The 19,573-nt window shown below is 67.9% G+C and carries 20 protein-coding genes and 1 pseudogene; 2 read left to right on the top strand and 19 right to left on the bottom strand.

The window, feature by feature from the left end; genetic code table 11:
- Positions 1 to 159: 159 nt before the first annotated feature.
- The 18 genes and pseudogenes from Q0V34_RS05630 to Q0V34_RS05545 all read right to left on the bottom strand — a co-directional run.
- A complete protein-coding gene (locus Q0V34_RS05630; protein WP_297509019.1) occupies positions 160 to 549 on the bottom strand; it encodes a Rieske (2Fe-2S) protein in 390 nt (129 codons plus the stop codon).
- Positions 546 to 1,553, bottom strand: coding sequence for a fumarylacetoacetate hydrolase family protein (locus tag Q0V34_RS05625; RefSeq protein ID WP_297509015.1), 1,008 nt, complete (start codon positions 1,551 to 1,553; stop codon positions 546 to 548). Before Q0V34_RS05625 ends, Q0V34_RS05630 begins: the two co-directional genes overlap by 4 nt.
- A gap of 26 nt (positions 1,554 to 1,579) precedes the next feature.
- Positions 1,580 to 2,857 (bottom strand): homogentisate 1,2-dioxygenase, encoded by a 1,278-nt coding sequence (gene hmgA, locus Q0V34_RS05620; RefSeq protein ID WP_297509012.1) that lies wholly within the window; start codon positions 2,855 to 2,857, stop codon positions 1,580 to 1,582.
- Positions 2,858 to 2,984: 127 nt separating this feature from the next.
- Complete coding sequence (gene hppD, locus Q0V34_RS05615) at positions 2,985 to 4,049, bottom strand: 4-hydroxyphenylpyruvate dioxygenase (protein WP_297509007.1); 1,065 nt, start codon at positions 4,047 to 4,049, stop codon at positions 2,985 to 2,987.
- A complete protein-coding gene (locus Q0V34_RS05610) occupies positions 4,046 to 5,236 on the bottom strand; it encodes an amino acid aminotransferase (RefSeq protein WP_297509004.1) in 1,191 nt (396 codons plus the stop codon). Before Q0V34_RS05610 ends, hppD begins: the two co-directional genes overlap by 4 nt.
- Before the next feature lie 132 nt (positions 5,237 to 5,368).
- Positions 5,369 to 5,836 (bottom strand): Lrp/AsnC family transcriptional regulator, encoded by a 468-nt coding sequence (locus Q0V34_RS05605; RefSeq protein ID WP_297509001.1) that lies wholly within the window; start codon positions 5,834 to 5,836, stop codon positions 5,369 to 5,371.
- Between the two features lie 73 nt (positions 5,837 to 5,909).
- Complete coding sequence (locus Q0V34_RS05600) at positions 5,910 to 6,503, bottom strand: hypothetical protein (protein ID WP_297508998.1); 594 nt, start codon at positions 6,501 to 6,503, stop codon at positions 5,910 to 5,912.
- A 201-nt stretch (positions 6,504 to 6,704) separates the two neighbouring features.
- A complete protein-coding gene (locus Q0V34_RS05595) occupies positions 6,705 to 7,544 on the bottom strand; it encodes a hypothetical protein (protein WP_297508995.1) in 840 nt (279 codons plus the stop codon).
- 231 nt (positions 7,545 to 7,775) lie between these two features.
- On the bottom strand, positions 7,776 to 9,302 hold the full coding sequence (gene ftsZ, locus Q0V34_RS05590) for a cell division protein FtsZ (protein WP_297508992.1): 1,527 nt from the start codon (positions 9,300 to 9,302) through the stop codon (positions 7,776 to 7,778).
- Positions 9,303 to 9,336: 34 nt separating this feature from the next.
- On the bottom strand, positions 9,337 to 9,402 hold the full coding sequence (locus Q0V34_RS05585) for a hypothetical protein (protein WP_297509234.1): 66 nt from the start codon (positions 9,400 to 9,402) through the stop codon (positions 9,337 to 9,339).
- A 275-nt stretch (positions 9,403 to 9,677) separates the two neighbouring features.
- Positions 9,678 to 11,003: a cell division protein FtsA gene (gene ftsA, locus Q0V34_RS05580; protein WP_297509231.1), complete on the bottom strand. Its 1,326-nt coding sequence runs from the start codon at positions 11,001 to 11,003 to the stop codon at positions 9,678 to 9,680.
- Positions 11,004 to 11,026: 23 nt separating this feature from the next.
- Positions 11,027 to 11,935: a cell division protein FtsQ gene (ftsQ, locus tag Q0V34_RS05575; protein ID WP_297508989.1), complete on the bottom strand. Its 909-nt coding sequence runs from the start codon at positions 11,933 to 11,935 to the stop codon at positions 11,027 to 11,029.
- Positions 11,904 to 12,860: a D-alanine--D-alanine ligase gene (locus Q0V34_RS05570; RefSeq protein WP_297508986.1), complete on the bottom strand. Its 957-nt coding sequence runs from the start codon at positions 12,858 to 12,860 to the stop codon at positions 11,904 to 11,906. Before Q0V34_RS05570 ends, ftsQ begins: the two co-directional genes overlap by 32 nt.
- Positions 12,861 to 13,021: 161 nt before the next feature.
- Entirely contained in the window at positions 13,022 to 14,464 is a 1,443-nt protein-coding gene (locus Q0V34_RS05565; protein WP_297508983.1) for a M28 family peptidase, read from the bottom strand.
- 192 nt (positions 14,465 to 14,656) lie between these two features.
- The gene (gene murB, locus Q0V34_RS05560) at positions 14,657 to 15,559 is read right to left on the bottom strand and encodes a UDP-N-acetylmuramate dehydrogenase (RefSeq protein ID WP_297508980.1); all 903 of its coding nucleotides are present in this window, start codon (positions 15,557 to 15,559) and stop codon (positions 14,657 to 14,659) included.
- Positions 15,556 to 15,753 carry a hypothetical protein gene (locus Q0V34_RS05555; RefSeq protein WP_297508977.1) on the bottom strand — a complete coding sequence of 66 codons (198 nt, stop codon included), beginning with the start codon at positions 15,751 to 15,753 and terminating at the stop codon, positions 15,556 to 15,558. Before Q0V34_RS05555 ends, murB begins: the two co-directional genes overlap by 4 nt.
- A 175-nt stretch (positions 15,754 to 15,928) precedes the next feature.
- Positions 15,929 to 17,347 carry a UDP-N-acetylmuramate--L-alanine ligase gene (gene murC / locus Q0V34_RS05550; protein WP_297508974.1) on the bottom strand — a complete coding sequence of 473 codons (1,419 nt, stop codon included), beginning with the start codon at positions 17,345 to 17,347 and terminating at the stop codon, positions 15,929 to 15,931.
- Between the two features lie 39 nt (positions 17,348 to 17,386).
- Positions 17,387 to 17,487, bottom strand: a pseudogene (locus tag Q0V34_RS05545) (hypothetical protein); the annotation flags it as partial.
- Positions 17,488 to 17,517: 30 nt separating this feature from the next.
- Between Q0V34_RS05545 and Q0V34_RS05540 the strand changes: the two are divergent.
- Together Q0V34_RS05540 and Q0V34_RS05535 are read left to right on the top strand one after the other, a co-directional pair.
- Positions 17,518 to 17,961, top strand: a complete 444-nt coding sequence (locus Q0V34_RS05540; RefSeq protein ID WP_297508971.1) for a hypothetical protein — start codon at positions 17,518 to 17,520, stop codon at positions 17,959 to 17,961.
- 23 nt (positions 17,962 to 17,984) lie between these two features.
- Positions 17,985 to 18,491: a surface-adhesin E family protein gene (locus Q0V34_RS05535; protein WP_297508968.1), complete on the top strand. Its 507-nt coding sequence runs from the start codon at positions 17,985 to 17,987 to the stop codon at positions 18,489 to 18,491.
- On the opposite strand, the gene murG is transcribed toward Q0V34_RS05535, so the two are convergent.
- Positions 18,488 to 19,573 (bottom strand): undecaprenyldiphospho-muramoylpentapeptide beta-N-acetylglucosaminyltransferase, encoded by a 1,086-nt coding sequence (gene murG, locus Q0V34_RS05530; RefSeq protein WP_297508964.1) that lies wholly within the window; start codon positions 19,571 to 19,573, stop codon positions 18,488 to 18,490. The genes Q0V34_RS05535 and murG overlap by 4 nt on opposite strands.

Genomic DNA, 19,573 nt, shown 5'->3' with positions numbered 1-19,573 from the left:
GGGCGAGAAAAATCCAGGGATGCGCCGATGGCGCTCCGACCGGCGGACTCGCCTGTTCGGCCGCCGCCACTTCCGCTCTTGCCGTCATCGCCCCCGCCGACGTCCGATCATCGCGCCTAAGCTACCCCGTAGCGCGCCGGCCGCAACCCAGATCACGTCCTAGACCGTGAACACCCGCCCATCACGAACCACCACCGGCCACGGCGTCAACCGCGCGCCGACGCACGGCCCGCCGACGCAGACGCCCTGCTCCACGCTGAACACCGCCCCGTGCCAAGAACAGGCGATCAGCCCGCCGTCGGGCGTCAGATACTGGTCCAGGCGCTGGGCCAGGGGCAGGCCCTGGTGCGGGCAGCGATCGGCATAGCCGAACACCGCCTCGCCCCGCCGGACCACGAAGCCGTGGAACCGCTTGTCGCCGATCTGAAGAACGTAGTTCCGCGCCCCGCCATCGGGGATCAGGTCCAGCGGGCCGAGGTTGATCCCGGCCCGAGTCTCCCAGACGCGCCCGACGACGGCGGCGGCTTCCGGCCCTGGCTCTTGGCTCAAACCCGCTCGACCGTCTGCTCGATGGCGCCGAAGATCGAGTGGCCCTTGGCGTCCTTCATCTCGATCCGGACGGTGTCGCCGCCCAGCAGGAACGGCGTCTTGGGCGCGCCGTGCAGGATCGTCTCGACCACGCGGACCTCGGCGAGGCACGAATAGCCGAGGCCGCCTTCGCTGATCGGCTTGCCCGGACCGCCGTCCGCGTCGCGGTTGCTGACCGTGCCCGAGCCGACGATCGTGCCCGCGCACAGGCTCCGGGTCTTGGCGGCGTGGGCGACCAGGGTTCCGAAGTCGAAGGTCATGTCGACGCCGGCGTCGGCGCGGCCGAAGTCCTGGCCGTCCAGCTCGACCAGCAAGGCCCCGTGCAGCTTGCCGTCCTTCCAGGCCGCGCCCAGCGCGTCCGGCGACACCGCCACCGGCGAGAAGGCGCTGGCGGGCTTGGACTGCAGGAAGCCGAAGCCCTTGGCCAGCTCGCCCGGGATCAGGTTGCGCAAACTGACGTCGTTGCAGAGCATGACGAGGCGGATGGCCGCCAGGGCCTCCTCGCGGGTGGCGCCCATCGGCACGTCGTCGACAATGACGGCCACCTCGCCCTCGAGATCACAGCCCCAGCTGGCGTCGGCCAGCGGGATCGGGTCGCGCGGGGCCAGGAAGCCGTCCGACGCGCCCTGGTACATCAAGGGATCGGTCCAGAAGCTCTCGGGCATCTCGGCGCCCCGCGCCTTCCGCACCAGCTGGACGTGGTTCACATAGGCCGAGCCGTCGACCCACTGATAGGCGCGCGGCAGCGGGCTCAGCGCCTCGTGCTCGTGGAAGCGTTCCTTCGGGACCGAACCGTGCTCGAGGCTCTCGGCCAGGCCCGCCAGCATCGGCCCGCACCGCGCCCAGTCGTCCAGGGCCGCCTGCAGGGTCGGCGCGATGGTCCCGGCGTCGGTGAACCAGGCCAGGTCGTTGGAGACCACCACCAGCCGGCCGTCGCGGCCGCCCTTGAGAGACGCGAGCTTCATCAGCGCTTCCTCTAATCTGTTCTTGTTTAGCTCAGACGCGCCTTGGGAAAGCCCGTCCAGCAGGCGTCATAGTCGTCCTGAAGCGCCGAACTCTCCAGCGCGAACTTCGTCGGCCGAATGACCCAGCGGCTCTCGAACATGAAGGCCATGGTCCCGTCGATCTTGTGCGGCGCCAGCGCGGCCTCGGTCGCCTTCTTGTGGCTGGCCACGTCCGGGCCGTGATCGCTCATGCAGTTGTGCAAGCTGGCCCCGCCCGGGACGAAGCCGCCCTCCTTGGCGTCGTAGGCGCCGTGGATCAGGCCCATGAACTCGCTCATCACGTTGCGGTGGAACCAGGGCGGACGGAAGGTGTGCTCGGCCACCATCCAGCGCGGCGGGAAGATCACGAAGTCGCAGTTCGCGACCCCGGGCGTGTCGCTGGGCGAGGTCAGGACCGTGAAGATCGACGGATCGGGGTGGTCGAAACTGACCGTGTTGATCGTGTTGAACCGCGACAGGTCGTAGCGGTACGGCGCGAGATTGCCGTGCCAGGCGACGACGTCGAGCGGGCTGTGATCCCATTCGGCGGCCCACAGCGCCCCCTGGAACTTCTGGATCACCAGGGTCGGCGCGTCGACGTCCTCGAAGGCCGCGACGGGGGTCTCGAAGTCTCGGGGATTGGCCAGGCCGTTCGCGCCGATCGGCCCGAGCTCCGGCAGACGGAACGCCGCGCCGTGGTTCTCGCAGACATAGCCGCGCGAGGGGCCGTCGACCTCGACCCGGAAGCGAACCCCGCGCGGGATCACGGCGATATGGCCGGGGCCGGCGGTCAGCACGCCAAACTCGGTGACCAGGGTCAAGACGCCCTGCTGCGGCACGATCAGAAGCTCGCCGTCGGCGTCGTAGAACACCCGGTTCTTCATCGACGTGTTGGCCAGATAGACGTGGACGCCGATGCCGCTCAGCGTCGCGGCGTCGGCGTTGCCGGCCAGGGTGACGAGGCCGTCGACGAAGTCGGTCGGCGTGGCCGGGATGTCCAGCGGGCTCCAGCGCAGGCGATTGGGCGTCACGGAGCCGCCGAAGGTCGAGACCAGCTTGTCCTGCGCGTAGGGCTGGTACGGCCCGTGCCCGGCGCTGGGCCGCAGGCGGTAGAGCCAGCTCCTGCGGTTCTCGTGACGCGGCGCGGTGAAGGCCGCGCCCGACAGCTGCTCGGCATAGAGGCCGAACGGAACCTGCTGCGGCGAGTTCTGGCCCTTCGGCAGGGCGCCGGGGTGGGCCTCGGTTTCGAAGTACGAGCCGAACCCGGTTTGGTAGCGGAGGTCCATGGTTGGATCCCTGGATCATTACGTGGGAGGAGCCGCCCTCGCCCTTCGACAAGCTCAGGGTGAGGGCTACTCGATCGTCTCAATAAACACCTCATCCTGAGCCTGTCGAAGGACGAGGTGTGGCCCCTCAAGCCTCGACCGTGATCACCCCGCGGCGGATCTGGTCGAGCTCGATGCTCTCGAACAGGGCCTGGAAGTTGCCGTTGCCGAAGCCCTCGTTGCCCTTGCGCTGGATGATCTCGAAGAAGATCGGGCCGAACAGGTTCTCGGTGAAGATCTGTAGCAGTAGGCCCTCCTCGCCGACATTGCCGTCGATCAGGATGCGGTTCTTGCGCAGGCGCTCCAGGTCCTCGCCGTGGCCGGGCACGCGCTTGTCGACCAGCTCGTAATAGGTCTCGATCGTGTCCTGCAGCCTGACGCCGCGCGCCTTCAGCTTCTCGACCGTCTCGTAGATGTTGTCCGTGGTCAGGGCCAGGTGCTGGATGCCCTCGCCGTTGTACTGGCGGATGAACTCCTCGATCTGGCTCTTGTCGTCCTGGCTCTCGTTCAGCGGAATGCGGATGGCCTTGTCGGGCGCGATCATCGCCTGGCTGAACAGGCCCGTGGCCTGGCCCTTGATGTCGAAATACTTCTGCTCCTCGAAACCGAAGACCTGATTGTAGAAGCTCGACCAGGTGCGCATCTGGCCGCGCTTGACGTTGTGGGTCAGGTGGTCGAGCAGGTCGAGGCCAACAGTGTTGGCGGCTTCGGCCTCGGCCGCGCCGGGCACGGCGTCCCAGGCGTCGTAGGGCGAGGCGGCGCGATCGACGAGATAGAGCAACGAGCCGCCGATGCCCTCCAGCACGCGGGCCTCGGCGCCCAGCAGCGAGGCGCCGGCGTCGGCGGCCTTGGCGCCGCGCTTGAGGGCCTCGGCATAGGCCTGCTCGACGTTCTCGACGCGGAAGGCCATGCCGTTGGCCGAGGGGCCGTGCGCGGCGCGGAAGTCAGCGACCTGGCCGGCCGTGTCCTCGTTGACGATCAGGTTGATGCGGCCCTGCTTGTAGCGGGTCGCCGGCTTCGTCGGATGCCGGCTGGCGGCGACGAAGCCCAGCTGCTCGATCAGCGCCTTCATGGCGGCCGGATCGGGGCTGGTGAACTCGACGAATTCGAAGCCGTCGAGGCCCAGCGGGTTCTGTTCAGTCACGAGGCTCATGCCGGTTCTCCCTGCAGGCAGGCGTTCAGCGCCCGCGCGAATGTGTCGATGTTGTCAACGGTCAGGCCGGCCAGATTGATGCGGCCGGAGCCCGCCATGTAGATCCCGTGATCCTCGCGCAGCTGGGCGACCTGGGCGGGCGACAGCGGCAGCAGGCCGAAGAGGCCGTGCTGGCCGGCCAGCGGCGCCAGCAGCGGGACGGCCTTGGCCACACGCTGGCGAAGATCGGCCACGCGGCGGCGCATGGCTTCCAGTTCGGTCTTCCAGATCGCGGTGAGGGCTTCGGACTCCAGGATAACACGAACCGTCGCGGCGCCGTGGTCCGGCGGCATCGACCAGTTGGTGCGCGCCAGCGCCCGGATGTTGCTGGCGGCGACGTCCAGGGTCGCGGCGTCGCGCGTGAGGGTGTAGAGCGCCCCGACCCGCTCGCGATAAAGCCCGAAATTCTTGTCGCAGGAATAGGCCAGAAGGCCGTCCTCGGCGGCCGCCAGGACCAGACGCGCGCCGGCGGCGTCCTGTTCGAGGCCCAGGCCCAGGCCCTGATAAGCCAGGTCGATCAGTGGCGTGACGCCCTTGCGGCCCACCAACTCGGCGATCGCCGCCCATTGCTCGAGGCTGTAGTCGGCGCCCGACGGGTTGTGACAGCAGCCGTGCAGCAGCACGACGTCGCCGGCCCGCGCCGTCTCCAGGGTCGCCATCATCTCGTCGAAACACAGGCGCTGGGCGCGCTGGTCGTAATGGCGGAAGGTCACCGTCTCCAGGCCCAGCTGGTCCAGGATCTGGGTGTGGTTCGGCCAGGTCGGCGCGCCGATGAAGACGCGCAGGTCCGGCTTGGCCGCTTGCAGCAGCTCGCAGGCCAGACGCACCGCGCCGGTGCCGCCCGGCGTCTGCACGGCGAAGACCTCATGGTCGACGCGGTCGCCGAAGATGATCGGCTTCAGAAGATCAAGATAGCCGAAGTCGCCCTCGGGTCCGAGATAGGCCTTGGTCGCCTGACTGCTCAGCAGCGCCTGCTCGGCGGCCTTGACGCTGGCCAGCACCGGCGTGGCGCCCAGATCGTCGCGGAACACGCCCACGCCCAGATCGATCTTGTCGGCGCGCGGATCGCGGCGATAGGCGCCGATCAGCGACAGCAGCGAGTCCGGCGCCTTGGGCGTCAGGCCGGCGAAGACGGAGGCGTGAGTCATGGCGGCTCCTCGAGAACGGGCGAGAAGCAGTTTATCGCGGGACAGAGGTCAGAACTTGGCGATGATGCTCGTCCGCCAAGCCATATTGGTCACATCATGCCAATGATCTGGCTCAAATCCGCATGAAAGTGATCAGTCCAGATAATCCAGCGGCAGCGCCGTGGAATCCTTGATCGTGTCCAGCACGAACGAGGTGCGGATGTCCTTCACCGCCGGCATCTTCAGCAGCCGCTTCATGGTGAAGTCCGCATAGGCGTCGAGATTGGGCACGGCCACCTTCAAGAGGTAGTCGAAATTGCCGGTCATCACGTAGCAGCTGACCACTTCCGGCTCGCGTCGCACGGCCTGCTGGAAGGCGTCGGCGGCGCCCTCGGTGTGGTCGACCTGCACCTCGACATAGGCCAGCACGTCCAGCCTGGCCTTGCGGCGATCCAGCAGCGCCACATAGCCGCTGATCAGCCCCGAGGCCTCCAGTTGCTTGACCCGCCGCAGGCAGGGGCTGGGCGACAGGCCGACCCGCTCGGCCAGATCGACGTTCGAGATCTTGCCGTCCTCCTGCAGGATCTGGAGGATCTTCCGATCGGCGCGGGTGAGTTTCATCGGAGCGGCTTCAGACGTGACCAGGATGTCGCGCATCTAGCATGGCGCCGCGCCAACGCGAGGCGGCTACGGGCTATTTCTTTTTGCAGCCCTCATAGGCCTCGTCATAGCTGCGGCCGAAGCACGCCAGCATGTGGTCCAGGACATTGAGGTTCATCGGCCACTTCACCTCGACACCAAGCCTCTTGCGGAAATCGGCGGCAAGCTCGGGCCAGTCGGCCGGCGCGGGGATGGCCGCCAGACGGTCCCGCGCGGCCTGCAGCGCGGCGCGATCATTGTCCAGAAACGCCACCGTACCGAGGGCGTACTCGGCGAAGGCGTTGTCGTTCGGGTCGACACCGGCCAGCAAAAGCGGTTTGGCGCGCGCGCGCTGTTCCAGTGACGCTCGCTCTTGTCCTTCGTGCCAATAGTTTGTGTGAAGCTCGTCGGGTGTCAGCGTTCCCCAATGCGCGTTGCGATAGGCCTCCAGCAGATCGGCCGCCGCCGCCCGGCATCCGGGCTTGTAGGCTAGGGTTCGCCACCCGCCCTGAGCATCTTGATCGAAGGCGTCGGGCGTGAGGGCCAGCATGGCCGCGCGATCATAGGCGCAGGGATCCGGCGACGGCGCCGGCGCGGCGGCCGGCGCGGCCTGGGCGAGAACGGCGACCAAGGCGAGTGTGGCGAACACGCGAAACTCCTCCGCACGCGGGGGTCGCCCGCGCTGCAACGCGCCCGCCCGACGCGAGCGCCGCAGCTTGGCCGGACAACGCCAGGGTTGCAAGCCGACGCGCAAAGCAAAACGCCCCGGAGTTTCCTCCGGGGCGTTTCGGGTCACTTGTGACTTGCGCCGTCGGGATCCACCCCACCGTAGGCCGGGTACGCCGAGCTATCAGGACCCAGCTAGATCATTCGGTTTGTATGCCTGAAGAAGCCATAGAGGGAGCGCGTCTGTCGCGGCCGCGACTTCGGGTTCCCGAGCAAGGCTCTCGATCCATTCCAACATGATTTTCTCGTCGAAGTAATCGCGCACGGCCGCGAGCGCGGCGTCGCGGTTGGGCTTGGGGATGAAGTCACCCCGAAAGCGCTCGCTGCCATCCACGTCGAGATAGGAACCCGTAAGCGCATGGCTCCAATCCCAATCGATCGGCGGATAGCAACGGTCGAACTTGCAAGGGTGTAGCACCAAGCCTTTTAGGACCTCATGCGCGCCAAGCAGCCAAGCCATCACGCCCGCGCGCCAGTGCGGTTCGTCGATCTGAAAGACCGACGCCAGCCAGCCATTGATATCACTGGGGCGCAGATACTTCAGGCAAAGAAACATCGACGCTGACAGCGGCCCTTTCGGCTCGTCCCAGCCCCACAGCCCGATGCTTGGAACGCGGGTCGGGTTCAAAACCCTTTCAACATCGAGGAGACCATCTGGCCAACACGCCGAGTCCATCGGGCAGCGTCCGAGCGTCGCCAGAACATCCTCTCGGAACTGGCGGTACGGACCGGCTTCGAGGCCGTCTGGGTAGAAGGCGAAAAGCGCGGTCGCCAGCAGCTCTAGGACTTGATGGACAAAGCGTTCGTGAGCGCGAGGGATCAAGCGCGGTAAGAGGTAGTGAAACCATTCCCGCCACTCATCTTCCGGTCCGAAACTCAAGGCGCCTGTGGCGATCTCCTCTAGCGGGCTTACGAGTTGCTGAGCGGAGAGCTCATCCAAGACCCCCATCAGTTCGGGGAACATCCTGCGTGTTTCGCCCATGAACCAAGCTTCGCCCATGGGCTTGGATGGACGACGAAAGAAATCTCTAAGGCGAGCCAAAGCCACGGCATCGGGGCCCTGTCCCGGGATCCAAGTAAAGGAGTTCATGTGAGGCCGACCTGATCGCCAGCGCTCAACCTACGCGAACCCATCCAAACGCAAAACGCCCCGGAGTTTCCTCCGGGGCGTTTCGGGTCAGGATGGATCCGCCGTCTAGTTCGCCAGGCGACGCAGGAACGACGGGATTTCCAGGTCTTCGGCCTCGTCGGCCTGGGGCGCCTCCAGCGGCTGCAGCTGCGGGCGGGCGCTCTGGGTCGCGCGGGCCTGGGGCTGCGGGGCCGAGGTCTGCTGCTCGTAGCGCTGGCGACCGCCGCCGAACATCGAGAAGAAGCCGCCCTGCTTCTGGGGACGACGCTCTTCGTAATAGTTCGTCTCCGGGAACAGCGGTTCGTCGGCGGCCTCGTCGACCAGCGGATCGACGATGCGGGTCACCGGCCGGGCCGCGGGCGCGGAAATACGCGGTTCTTCAGCTACGGTCGGCTCCTCGTAATAGAGCTCGGCTTCGGGCTGCGGCGCGGCCATCACGATCTCGGGCTCGGGCGCCGGGGCCGGCTCGGGGGCGAAGGCGACCGGGCGCTCGGCCGGACGGGCCGCTTCGTAGCGGGCGGTCGGACGGGCCGGTTCCGGCTGCGGCGCGGGACGCGTCGTTTCCGCGATCAGCGGAGCGGCCGAGGTGTTGCGCGAGACGGGCTTGGGCTCGATCTGGGCGATCGAGGCGCCGTCCATGCCGGTGGCGACCACCGACACGCGGATCACGCCTTCCAGCGACGGATCGAAGGCCGCGCCGAAGATGATGTTGGCTTCCGGATCGACCTGGTCGGAGATGGCGTTGGCGGCCTCGTCGACTTCCAGCAGGGTCATGTCCATGCCGCCGGTCACGTTGACCAGCACGGCCTTGGCGCCCTTCAGCGAGACTTCGTCCAGCAGCGGGTTGGCGATGGCGTTCTGGGCGGCCATCAGGGCGCGGTCTTCGCCCGTGCCCTCGCCGGTGCCCATCATCGCCTTGCCCATCTCGGTCATGACCGTGCGGACGTCGGCGAAGTCCAGATTGATCAGGCCCGGCAGGACCATCAGGTCGGTGATCGAGCGGACGCCCGAGTGCAGCACCTGGTCGGCCATGCCGAAGGCTTCGGCGAAGGTCGTGCGCTCGTTGGCGACGCGGAACAGGTTCTGGTTCGGGATGACGATCAGGGTGTCGACGTAGCGCTGCAGCTCCTGGATGCCGCTGTCGGCCAGGCGCATGCGGTGGCGGCCTTCGAAGTGGAAGGGCTTGGTCACGACGCCGACGGTCAGGATGCCGCGCTCACGGGCGCACTTGGCGATGATCGGGGCCGCGCCGGTGCCGGTGCCGCCGCCCATGCCGGCGGTGATGAACACCATGTGGGCGCCGTCGAGGTGCTCGCCGATCTCCGGGAAGCTCTCCTCGGCCGCGCTCATGCCCACTTCCGGGTGCGCGCCGGCGCCCAGGCCTTGGGTGATCTGCACGCCGAGCTGGATGCGGCGGTCCGTCTTGGCGAACTGGAGCTGCTGAGCATCCGTGTTGGCCACCACGAACTCGACACCCTCGAGGCCCGCCTCGATCATGTTGTTCACGGCGTTGCCGCCAGCGCCGCCGACCCCGAAGACCACGATGCGCGGCTTGAGCTCGGTCGTGCGCGGCGCGGAAAGAGAAATAGCCATGGGACCCTCGCGTCCTTACGCCGAAATCGTCAAATTAGACCTCGGCGACACCCAATCGCCGGGGATGCCTCGACGATCGTGTTAACAGAACAACCATCATCGTTAATCGGCAGTTAACTGCATAATCTGAGTCGTGGTCGGGTCGAGCGCGGCCGTGGGGATAATTTGTGCTTCATCAACAGAATTCCCCAGGCGCGCCAAGGGTTCGGCCGATATCCACAGCCGCGTGCGACCGAACGACGCTGAGCCGGAAATTCGGCGATCATGAGTCCGACCACGCAGCAAAAGGCCCGGTCGAGACGCTCGACCGGGCCCAAAAGTTAACCTTCGGAGTTACTCACGCTTGAAAATCCGGGCGCTTCGAACACCGCGCCGTTAAAGATTGTCCCTCAGCCAGGCGGCGGCCTTGGCCATCGGCGAGGCGTTCGGATCCAGGGGCCGCTTGCGGACCGGACCGCCCGCCAGGGCCTTCGACGACACCGCCTCGCGCGGGCCGAAGGCGGTGCGATGCAGGGTGCCGGCGGCGGCGCAGAAGGCCGGGCCCGAGGCGGCGTCCGCCAAATGAGGAACCCTACGTGGACGGCCCAGGCGCACCGGGCGATCGAACACCCGCACGGCCACTTCCCGCACGCCGGCCAGCTGGCTGGCGCCGCCGGTCAGCACGATGCCCGCGCCCGGCTCCACCGGCGCTCCGGAGGCCTTCAGGCGTTCGCGCAGCAGTTCCAGCGTCTCCTCGACGCGCGGCTGGATGATGCCCTTCAGCAAGGACCGGGGCGCGATCACCGGGCCCGCGCCCGGGTCGTCGCCGCGCGGCGGGGCCTCGATCATCTCGCGATCCTCGTTGGCCGAGGCGATCGCCGAACCGTGCAGCGTCTTGATGCGCTCGGCGCCGACCACCGAGGTCTGCAGGCCGCGCGCGATGTCCTGGGTCACGTGCCCGCCGCCGACGGCCAGGCTGTCGACGTGGCAGAGCGCGCCGTTGTTGAACACCGCCACCGAGGTCGAGCCGCCGCCCATGTCGATGCAGACGGCGCCCAGGTCCATCTCGTCCTCTTCCAGGGCCGCCAGGGCCGAGGCGAACGGCGCGGCGACGATGCCCTCGAAGGACAGGTGCGCGCGTTCGACGCAGTGGGCCAGGGTGTGGAAGATGTTCTCGTTGACCGAGACGACCAGCAGCTCCAGCCCCAGCGAACGGCCGAACATGGCGCGCGGATCGCGGATGCCGCGCTGGCCGTCGACCGACCAGGCGATCGGCAGCAGGTGGATCGGCTTGCGGCCTGGAATGCGAACCTGAGCCAGCGCCGAGGCGATGGCTCGCGACAGGTCGCCGTCGCCGATCGGGCGGGCGCCCAGCGAGACCTGGGTATGGACGCGATGCGAGGCCAGCTGGCCGCCGGCCGTGCAGACGCTGACGCCCTGAACATTGACGCCGGCCACGGTCTCGGCGCGCTCGACGGCCTGGGCGATGGCCTGGGCGGCCTCGTCCAGATTGACGATGGCGCCGCCGCGCACGCCACGCGACTGGACATAGCCGACGCCGGCGGTCGTCAGGGTGCGGTTCTCGCGATGCACGCCGTCGGCCTTCATGATGAAGCACGTCACCTTCGACGCGCCCAGGTCGACGGCCGCGATGGCGGGCTGGCGCACGAGCGTGGCCTTCAGACCCTCCCGGGCCTGCTTGCGTTCCTCCATTCGCGACATCGCTATTGCCACCTCAATACTCTTCACGCGCCCCCGGCCGCGGGCTGCCCGGAGAGCGCCGCGTCGCGAGGTCTGACAGCCACCATTTCGGGGTCGCGCAGATCGATCCGCGCGAAACCCATGTCGAGGATTCGCTGTCGTTGGTCGAGCTGATCCAATTGAATCAGCGCGGAATCTTCGTCAATGGCCGGCAGCTGAATCAGCGAACCGTCCTTCAGCCGCAGGTCCCAGCGGCGGTCGTCGACGCGCACCAGCGCCTCGAGCCGATCACGCAGACGCGGGCGCGAGGCCACGGCCGGCAGGATCAGGCCGGCGGCCTGATCCGCGCCCTGCCCGACCACCAGCGGCAGCTGCGGGAAGCGGGCCGGATCGGCCTCGCTGATCACCCGGCCTTCGCCGTCGATCACCTTCATGCGGCCCTGGTTCTGCCAGACGGCCAGGGCCGGACGCTCCTCGACCGCGATCAGCACGGTGTCGGGCAGCATACGGACGACCTTGGCGTCCTTGACCCAGCCCACGCCCTGCACGCGGGCGCGGACGTCGTCGAGGTTCAGGCCCAGGGTCGGCTGGTTCTGGTAGAGGCCGGAGGCCTTCAGGATATCGGCCTGCGCGGTCGCCGAGGCGCCGCGGATGTGAACGGTCTTCAGCTTGAAGCCCGCCGAGGCGAAGCTGTTGTCCACGCCATGGCCCATGGCCGTGACGATGCGCTCGGCCCGATGGCCGGTCGCCAGCATCACCACAAGGCCAAGGCTCAAGGCCGCGCCGGCCACCGTCAGGGCCACCGTGGGCGACAGGCCCACGCCCTTGGCGGCGTGCAGCTTCGCGGCCGGCCGCGCCCCCCGGGGCGCCGGCTTGGCTTTGCTCGGACTTGCGGGCGCTTCGGCCCGGGGTCGCCTAGGCTTAGGCGGTCCGCCCCGCACTACAGCGGGCATAAGCGTCCTCCACGATCCACAAAACAAGTTGGTCAAACGGGATCCCGACGTGGGCGGCCTGCTCGGGGACGAGCGAGGTCGGCGTCATGCCGGGCTGCGTGTTGACCTCTAGAAGGACCAGAAGGTCGTTAATGTCGTCATAACGAAGGTCGGATCGGGTGACACCTTGGCAACCAAGAGCCGAGTGGGCCAACTCGGCCATCCGCATGGCGCGATCCCTTACGCCGTCTGGGATTGGGGCCGGCAGCACGTGGATCGAGCCGCCCTCGGAGTACTTGGCCTCGTAGTCGTAAAAACCTGTGGATGCGCGAATATCGGTCACGGCCAGGGCTCTGGGACCATTTGACTCACCCATCACGGCGACGGCCAGCTCCAGCCCCTGGATGTAGGGCTCGACCATGACCTCCTCGCCATAGGTCCAGGACGGCATGGCCAGCTCGGCCGGGGGCCGGTTGGCGCCTTCCCGGACGATAAAGACGCCCACGGAGGATCCTTCGGCGTTCGGCTTCACGACATAGGGGGGCGGCAGCACATGGTCGCGCGCGGCCTCGTGACGATTAAAGAGGCCGCCGCCCGGCACGATGACCCCCGCGGCCGCCAGCACCGCCTTGGCCTTGGCCTTGTCCATCGCCAGGGCCGAGGCCAGCACGCCGGAATGGGTGTAGGGCAGCTTCAGGGTTTCCAGCACGCCTTGGACGCAGCCATCCTCGCCCCACTCGCCATGCAGGGCGTTGAACACCAGATCCGGCTTGGCGGCGGTCAGCACCTGGGCGACGTCGCTCTTGGGGTCGATCCGCGAGACCCTGGCCCCCAGCCGCTCCAGCGCGTCGGCGCATTCACGGCCCGACACCAGGCTGACCTCGCGTTCCGACGAAGGGCCGCCCAGCAGGACGGCGATGTGGCGGCCGGACAGGGGGAGGGTCATGAAGGCGCTCTACAAAGCCCTCGCCTTGATGGGGAGGGTCGGGTGGGGGTGACGCGGCGCGAAGGCCTTGAAAGCCTTCCTAGAGAGGCGGACAGGCCCTGCCAACACCCCCATCCCCGCCCTTCCCCCGTCAAAGGGGGAAGGGAGAGAGGTGTCGCGCCCTACTTCGCCGCCGCCTTCAGCGCGCGGAAGTCGATGTCGCTGTCGGCGACCAGATAGATCAGGCTGGTCCAGGCCGCGACGTTCTGGGCCAGTTCGTTCGGGCGCACCTTGTTCAGGGTGTCGTCCATCGTGTGGTGGTAGTCGAAGTAGCGGCTGGCGTCCTGACGCATCTCGACCGACGGGACCCCGGCCTGTTCGAGGCCCGCGATATCGGCGCCGCCGCCGCGCGCGGCTTCGCGCACGACATTGATCTTCAGCGGAGCCAGCACGTTGCCCACGGTGGTCGCGAACGGCGTGCCTTGCGCGCCGGCCGGCAGTTTCAGGGCGAAGATGTTGTCGGCGCCCTCGTCGCTCTCGCCCGCCAGGACGATCTTCGGAACCTCGGCCTTGTGAGCGTCCAGATAGGCTTCGGCCGAGCCGCCGCTTTCTTCCGAGCCGAACATCACGACGCGGATGGTGCGCTTGGGATGCCTGGGCAGCTCGCCGATCAGTTTGGCCGTGGCCGTGGTGATGGCGATGCCGGTGGCGTCGTCCAGAGCGCCCGTGCCGACGTCCCAGCTGTCCAGGTGGCCGCCGATGACGATCACCTCGTCGGGCTTTTCCGAGCCCTTGATCTCGCCCGAGATGTTCCAGGCCACGGCGTCGGGATTGGTGGTCGAGGCCAGCTTCAGCTTGATCCGCAGCGGGCCCTTCTTGGCCAGGCGCTCCAGCTGCTCGGCTTCCGGCACGCCCAGGGCGGCCGACGGCACGGTGACCACATCGGGGCCGAAGGCGGTGACGCCGGTGTGCGGCACGGTCGAGTCGGAGGTCGAGATCGAGCGGATCAGCACCGCCACGGCGCCGCGCTTGGCGGCCTCGGTCGGCCCGGCCCGGCGCGAGACGCCGGCCGCGCCATAGCCCGAGGCGTCCTGGGTGCGGACCATTGGCTGGGTGATGACGACGATCTTGCCCTTCACCGCGCTTTCGGGCGCGGCGACCAGCTCGGCGAAGGTGTGGAACAGGGCGACCTCGGCCTCGATGCCCTCGGGCGGGGTCGGCACGGTGCGGCCCAGGCCCACGATGTTCAGCTTCATCGGATAGGGCGCCACGAGCTCGGCGCTCTCGGCGCCGCGCGTCCAGGACGACTTGGCGAACTGTTCGACCTTCACGTCGGTGAAGCCCAAGGCCTTAAGCTTGGCCGCGCCCCACTCCTTGGCGCGCTCCATGGCCGGCGAGCCGACGAGGCGCGGGCCCAGCGTCGTGGTCAGCTCCTCGGTGATCTCCCAGGCGGTGCGGTCCAGCAGCGCCTTGTCGCGAAGGGCCTCGGCCGTCGCGACGGGATCGACCGGCTTCGGCGCGGCGGCCGGCGCCTTGGCGGCGGCCTTGGCCGGCTTGGTTTCGGCGTGGGCGGCGCCCGACAGCAGGGCGAGCGTGGCGGCGGCGGCCAGTAAGCGACGATACATGAGCAAGGATTCTCCCCAATGGCGCGGAAGTCATAGCACCCGCGCGCGTCGTGGGGAGTCAGCAATAGGCTGAACAATCCTCTCCCCGAGGGAGAGGTGTCGCCGCGGGCGACGGAGAGGGAAGTTGATCAGAGGCGGCCCCCTTCCCCCTCCGCGTCGCTCCGCGACCACCTCCCCCAAGAGGGGGAGGATCTACGGCCGCCCGATCCGCTTGATTTCCCAGTCCAGCCGGACGCTGGTCTTTTCGAGCACGTCCGCGCGGACCGCTTCGCCCAGTCCCTCCAGATCAGCCGCCGTCGCCTCGCCCGTGTTGATCAGGAAATTGCTGTGCAGCGGCGAGAACATCGCGCCGCCAAACGGCTTGCCCCGCCAGCCGGCCTCGTCGACCAGCTTCCACGACGAGTGGCCCGGCGGGTTCTTGAAGGTCGAGCCGCCGGTCTTTTCGCGGATCGGCTGGGTCGTCTCGCGCCGCGCGGTGATCTCGGCCATGCGGGCCTTGATCGCTTCGGGGGCGTCGGCGGTCCCTTCGAACACGGCGTCCAGCACGATGACGGCGTCCCCGTCCTGGAGGGCGCTGTGGCGGTAGGTGTAGTGGAGATCCTCGACCGGGAGCTCACGCGCGACGCCGGCGCGATCCATCACCCGCACCGACTTGACGACATTGACCGTCTCGGAGCCGTAGCAGCCGGCGTTCATGATCACCGCGCCGCCGACGGTGCCGGGGATGCCGGCATAGAACTCCAGGCCCGCGATCCCCGCCTCGGCCGCCTTGCGGGCCAGGATGGCGTCGGGCACCGCCGAGCCGGCCTGGATGCGATTGTCGCCCAGGGCCTCGACGGTGTTGAAGCCCTTGCCCAGACGGATGATCACCCCGTCGACGCCGCCGTCGCGGACCAGCAGGTTGCTGCCGACGCCGATCGCCATGACCGGTACGCTGGGATCCAGGGCCTTCAGGAAATCCGACAAGTCCTGCTCGTCAGCCGGCAGGAACACCACGTCGGCCGGACCGCCGACCCGGAACCAGGTAAACGGCGCCAGCGGCTCGTCGATCAGCAGCTTGCCGCGGACGGTCGGGAGGTGGTTTTTCCAGGTCATGACAGTATTGGGAGAAGGAGACGCCGCCCCTTGGCTGTGAGTTTGAAATAGGGAGCACCATCCTGGCTTTCCCAACTCACGTAGCCGCCGTACAGCATTCCGCCCATTACGCCGCGATCAAGGTAGAGGAAGCCATCGCTAAGCGGAAGGCCGTCGACTGGCATACGTTCGCCGGCGATTTCGAGATAGGCCATTAAATAAGCCTTGCTCCGCAGTGTATTAGCGGGCGTCTTGGCTGGATTATTATCTTCCCACCAAGATCTCAATCTGGCCTCGGCTCTCGGAGCCTTCTCCTGTGTCATAGAAGAAGGCTTCTTGCCGCACCAGTCCGTTAGAATGGCAACTGCCTCGCTAAGATTCATTGCACCATCACTTCGCCAGCGCTTCCAGCTGACCAGGCAGGGCGTAGGCCCAGCTGGTGATGTCGCCGGCGCCCAGCAGCACGACGAGATCGCCGGCCTTGGCCTCCTCGGCCACCAGGGCCGGCAGGGCCGCGGGGCTCTCCAGCGGCAGGGCGCGGCGGTGGCCGAACTTCTTGAGGCCCTCGACCAGGGCGTCGCGATTGACGCCCTCGATCGGCGCCTCGCCGGCCGTGTAGACGTCGGCGACGATCACGGTGTCGGCGTCGTTGAAGCAGCTGGAGAACTCGGTCATCAGGTCGCGCAGGCGCGTGAAGCGGTGCGGCTGGACCACGGCGATGACCTTGCCTTGCGTGACCGCGCGGGCGGCCTTCAGCACGGCGGCGATCTCGACCGGGTGGTGGCCGTAGTCGTCGACGACGCGGATCCCGTTGGCGACCCCGGTGGTGGTGAAGCGCCGCTTGACCCCGCCGAAGCTGGCCAGGCCCTTGCGGACCGCCTCGGCGTCGAGGCCCAGCTCCCGGGCCACGGCCACGGCGGCGGCGGCGTTCAGCACGTTGTGCTGGCCGGCCATCGGCAGCTTCAGGCCTTCATAGCGAACCGGCTCGCCGTCGCGCGGCGAGACGACGATGTCGAAGGTCGCCCCTTCCGGACCCATCGCGATGTTTGAGACCCGCACCTCGGCCTGCGGGTTGGTGCCGTAGGTCACCAGGCGCCGGTTCTCGATCCGCGCGGTCAGGGCCTGCACTTCCGGATGGTCGGTGCAGACGGCGGCGAAGCCGTAGAACGGGATGTTCTGGATGAAGTCCTGGAAGCCCTTCTTGACCGCCTCGAAGTCGCCCCAGTGGTCCAGGTGCTCGGCGTCGATATTGGTGACGATCGCCACGGTCGACTTCAGCCGCAGGAACGAGCCGTCGCTCTCGTCGGCCTCGACGACGATCCAGTCGCCCTCGCCGACCTTGGCGTTGGTGCCGTAGGCGTTGATGATGCCGCCATTGACGACGGTGGGATCGAGGCCGCCGGCGTCCAGCAGGGTGGCGACCATCGACGTGGTCGTGGTCTTGCCATGCGTGCCGCCCACCGCGATCGAGAACTGCAGGCGCATCAACTCGGCCAGCATCTCGGCGCGGCGGACCAGCGGCAGGCGCTTGTCGCGGCCGGCGACCATCTCGGGATTGTCGGCCTTTACCGCCGTCGAATAGACGATGGCCGAGGCCCCCTCGACGTGGGCGGCGTCATGGCCGATGAAGATGCGCGCGCCCAGCTTCTCCAGCCGCTCGGTATTGGCGCTGGCCTTGGCGTCGCTGCCCTGAACGGTGTAGCCGATACGCAGCATGATCTCGGCGATGCCGGACATGCCAATGCCGCCGATGCCGATGAAGTGCACGGGGCCGAGTTCGAAGGGGACGGGGCGTCGACGCTGGATCATGACGAGCCGATTAGACGATTTAAAACGGCGACGGAACGGTCAGCGCTCAAAATCCTCGTCCTTCGACAGGCTCAGGATGAGGATTTTGAATGAACCGCCGCACCGACAGTAGACCTCACCCTGAGCCCGTCGAAGGGCGAGGTCGCGCCCTCATTGCGTTGACCGCCCTCATGCTGATGGCATCGCCGACGCGCGCAGAGGCCCCGCTCCAGCTCCGCCTGGCCGATGTCGGCCGCTTCGCGAGCTTCGTCGACCTGGGCAGCGTCGAATGGACCGGCCGCGTCGCCAAGCTACGCGTGCTGCAGGTCACCGAGGGCGGCTTCACGGCCGGCGCCGAGGAATACTGGGGCGGCTGGCGTCACGAGGTCATCGACTGCGACGCCCGCACCATCGCCCACGCGGCCTTCTCCAGCATCCGCGCGGGCGGGCGCGAGGGCCCGCTGATGGGCGAACAGCGCCCCGCAGGCCCGATCGCCCCCGGCGGCGCCGATGCCGCGACGGCCAAGGTGGTCTGCGACGGCTGGAAGCCCTATGCAACCACGCCGGTCGTCACTAGCGTGTCGCAAGCTGTGACGGTCGGGCGCCCGCTCATCGAGAGTGGGGCTGAGCCTTAAGTCCGCAAGTAGGAGGGCCTCAAGTGCGCCGCATCTCGAAGGTCGCCTTCGGCCTCGCCGCCGCTACGGCTAGCGCTTGCCTCCCAGCTACAGCCCCAATCGATCCTGATGCGATAAGGCTGCCCGAAGAACGGCTAACGCTTGTCGCCGGTAACAGCATTGGCGCTATCTTTATCGCGCCGGACTCTTTGAAATGGACCGGCCGCACCGCCGATGTCCTAGTCTATAAATTCCTTGTGCCCGGCAGCCCAATCGGTAACGGCAAGGTCGTTGTCGAAGAAGTCGACCTAAAGCGTTTCGACTGCGACGCCCAAACCTATCAAGATCTCGCTTCTGCTGGCTTCGATAGCGCGGGCGCCAATATCGTGTCGATGCCCGAGGAGCAGGCAAAGCCTATTCGCGAGCGCACCATGACTTCGCGGCTGGCAGGTGTGATCTGCGGTCGGGTCCAGCTTCCGCCAAGCAACACGGCAAAAGACCGAGCTACCGCTAAGGCAATGGCTTTGCAGGCGCTCTCGACGGCGCGTTAACGCGCAGTCTTCTCCACCAGATCAGCCAGCGCCTCCGCCGCGTTCGGCTTCGCCACGGACCGCGCGCCGGCGGCCATCTTCTCCAGGCGTTCGGGCTTCGACAACAGCGCCTTCAGAGCGGCGGTCATCACGTCGACCGTCAGCTCGTCCTCCAGGCACACCGCCGCGCCGCCGGCCTCTTCCAGGAGCTTGGCGTTGAAGCGCTGGTGGTCGTCGGCGGCGATCTTCAGCGGCACCAGGATCGAGGGCCGGCCGGCCACCGCCAGCTCGGTGCAGGTCGAAGCGCCCGAGCGGCCGATGACGAGGTGCGACTGGCGCAGATAACCGGCCATGTCGCGGAAGAACGGCGCGACCTCGCAGTCGACCATGGCGTTGCGATAGACCTTGCGGGCCTGCTCCATGCTCTCGGCGCGGGCCTGCTGGAAGACCTTCAGGCGCGACCGCATCTCCTCGGGCAGCTTGGCCACCGCCTCGGGGATCAGTTCGGACAGCAGGCGCGCGCCCTGGCTGCCGCCGGTGACCAGCAGGCGCAGCTGCACCTCGGGCGCCAGATACGGCACGTCGTAGAGCTCGCGCACGGGCGGGCGCACCGGATTGCCGACCACGTGGGCGCGGGCCTTCACGGCCGGCTTGGCCATCTGCAGGGTCGGGAAGGCGCAGGCGACCTCGTTCACGCGTGGGGCCAGGAAGCGGTTGACCCGACCCAGCACCGCGTTCTGCTCGTGGATCACCGTCGGGCGCTTCTGGCTGAGCGCGCCCAGCAGAGCCGGCAGGGCCGGATAGCCGCCGAAGCCGACCACGACGGCCGGGTCCAGGCGCTTGAAGGCCGCGCGGGCCTCGAGGACGCCCTGCATGACCGTGAATCCGGCCCGGATCATCCCCAGCGGGTCATTGGCCTTGGCGGTGGCGGCGGATAGGGCCAAGCGCTCCTGGGCGGGGAACTTGTCGGCATAGAGCGCGCCGCGCTCGTCGGTGGCCAGGACGACGCGCCAGCCGCGCGCGATCAGGCTCTCGGCCAGGGCCTGGGCGGGGAACATGTGACCGCCGGTTCCCCCGGCGGCGACGACAGCCAGCTCGCTCAT

The sequence above is a fragment of the uncultured Caulobacter sp. genome, assembly GCF_947036865.1.
In the GTDB taxonomy this organism is placed as follows: domain Bacteria; phylum Pseudomonadota; class Alphaproteobacteria; order Caulobacterales; family Caulobacteraceae; genus Caulobacter.
The sequence above is the reverse complement of the archived record's forward strand: the minus strand, read 5'-3'. Positions and strand labels throughout refer to the sequence as shown.

Bases quoted from the DNA above. Each gene is read 5' to 3' on its own strand.
- hmgA (WP_297509012.1), bottom strand. From the start codon at position 2,857: ATGGACCTCCGCTACCAAACCGGGTTCGGCTCGTACTTCGAAACCGAG.
- Q0V34_RS05570 (WP_297508986.1), bottom strand. From the start codon at position 12,860: ATGACCCTCCCCCTGTCCGGCCGCCACATCGCCGTCCTGCTGGGCGGC.
- murB (WP_297508980.1), bottom strand. From the start codon at position 15,559: ATGACCTGGAAAAACCACCTCCCGACCGTCCGCGGCAAGCTGCTGATC.
- murG (WP_297508964.1), bottom strand. From the start codon at position 19,573: ATGAGCGAGCTGGCTGTCGTCGCCGCCGGGGGAACCGGCGGTCACATG.
- Q0V34_RS05555 (WP_297508977.1), bottom strand. From the start codon at position 15,753: ATGGCCTATCTCGAAATCGCCGGCGAACGTATGCCAGTCGACGGCCTT.
- ftsQ (WP_297508989.1), bottom strand. From the start codon at position 11,935: ATGCCCGCTGTAGTGCGGGGCGGACCGCCTAAGCCTAGGCGACCCCGG.
- Q0V34_RS05565 (WP_297508983.1), bottom strand. From the start codon at position 14,464: ATGTATCGTCGCTTACTGGCCGCCGCCGCCACGCTCGCCCTGCTGTCG.
- Q0V34_RS05625 (WP_297509015.1), bottom strand. From the start codon at position 1,553: ATGAAGCTCGCGTCTCTCAAGGGCGGCCGCGACGGCCGGCTGGTGGTG.
- hppD (WP_297509007.1), bottom strand. From the start codon at position 4,049: ATGAGCCTCGTGACTGAACAGAACCCGCTGGGCCTCGACGGCTTCGAA.
- murC (WP_297508974.1), bottom strand. From the start codon at position 17,347: ATGATCCAGCGTCGACGCCCCGTCCCCTTCGAACTCGGCCCCGTGCAC.
- Q0V34_RS05540 (WP_297508971.1), top strand. From the start codon at position 17,518: ATGCTGATGGCATCGCCGACGCGCGCAGAGGCCCCGCTCCAGCTCCGC.
- ftsZ (WP_297508992.1), bottom strand. From the start codon at position 9,302: ATGGCTATTTCTCTTTCCGCGCCGCGCACGACCGAGCTCAAGCCGCGC.
- ftsA (WP_297509231.1), bottom strand. From the start codon at position 11,003: ATGTCGCGAATGGAGGAACGCAAGCAGGCCCGGGAGGGTCTGAAGGCC.
- Q0V34_RS05595 (WP_297508995.1), bottom strand. From the start codon at position 7,544: ATGTTCCCCGAACTGATGGGGGTCTTGGATGAGCTCTCCGCTCAGCAA.
- Q0V34_RS05610 (WP_297509004.1), bottom strand. From the start codon at position 5,236: ATGACTCACGCCTCCGTCTTCGCCGGCCTGACGCCCAAGGCGCCGGAC.
- Q0V34_RS05605 (WP_297509001.1), bottom strand. From the start codon at position 5,836: ATGAAACTCACCCGCGCCGATCGGAAGATCCTCCAGATCCTGCAGGAG.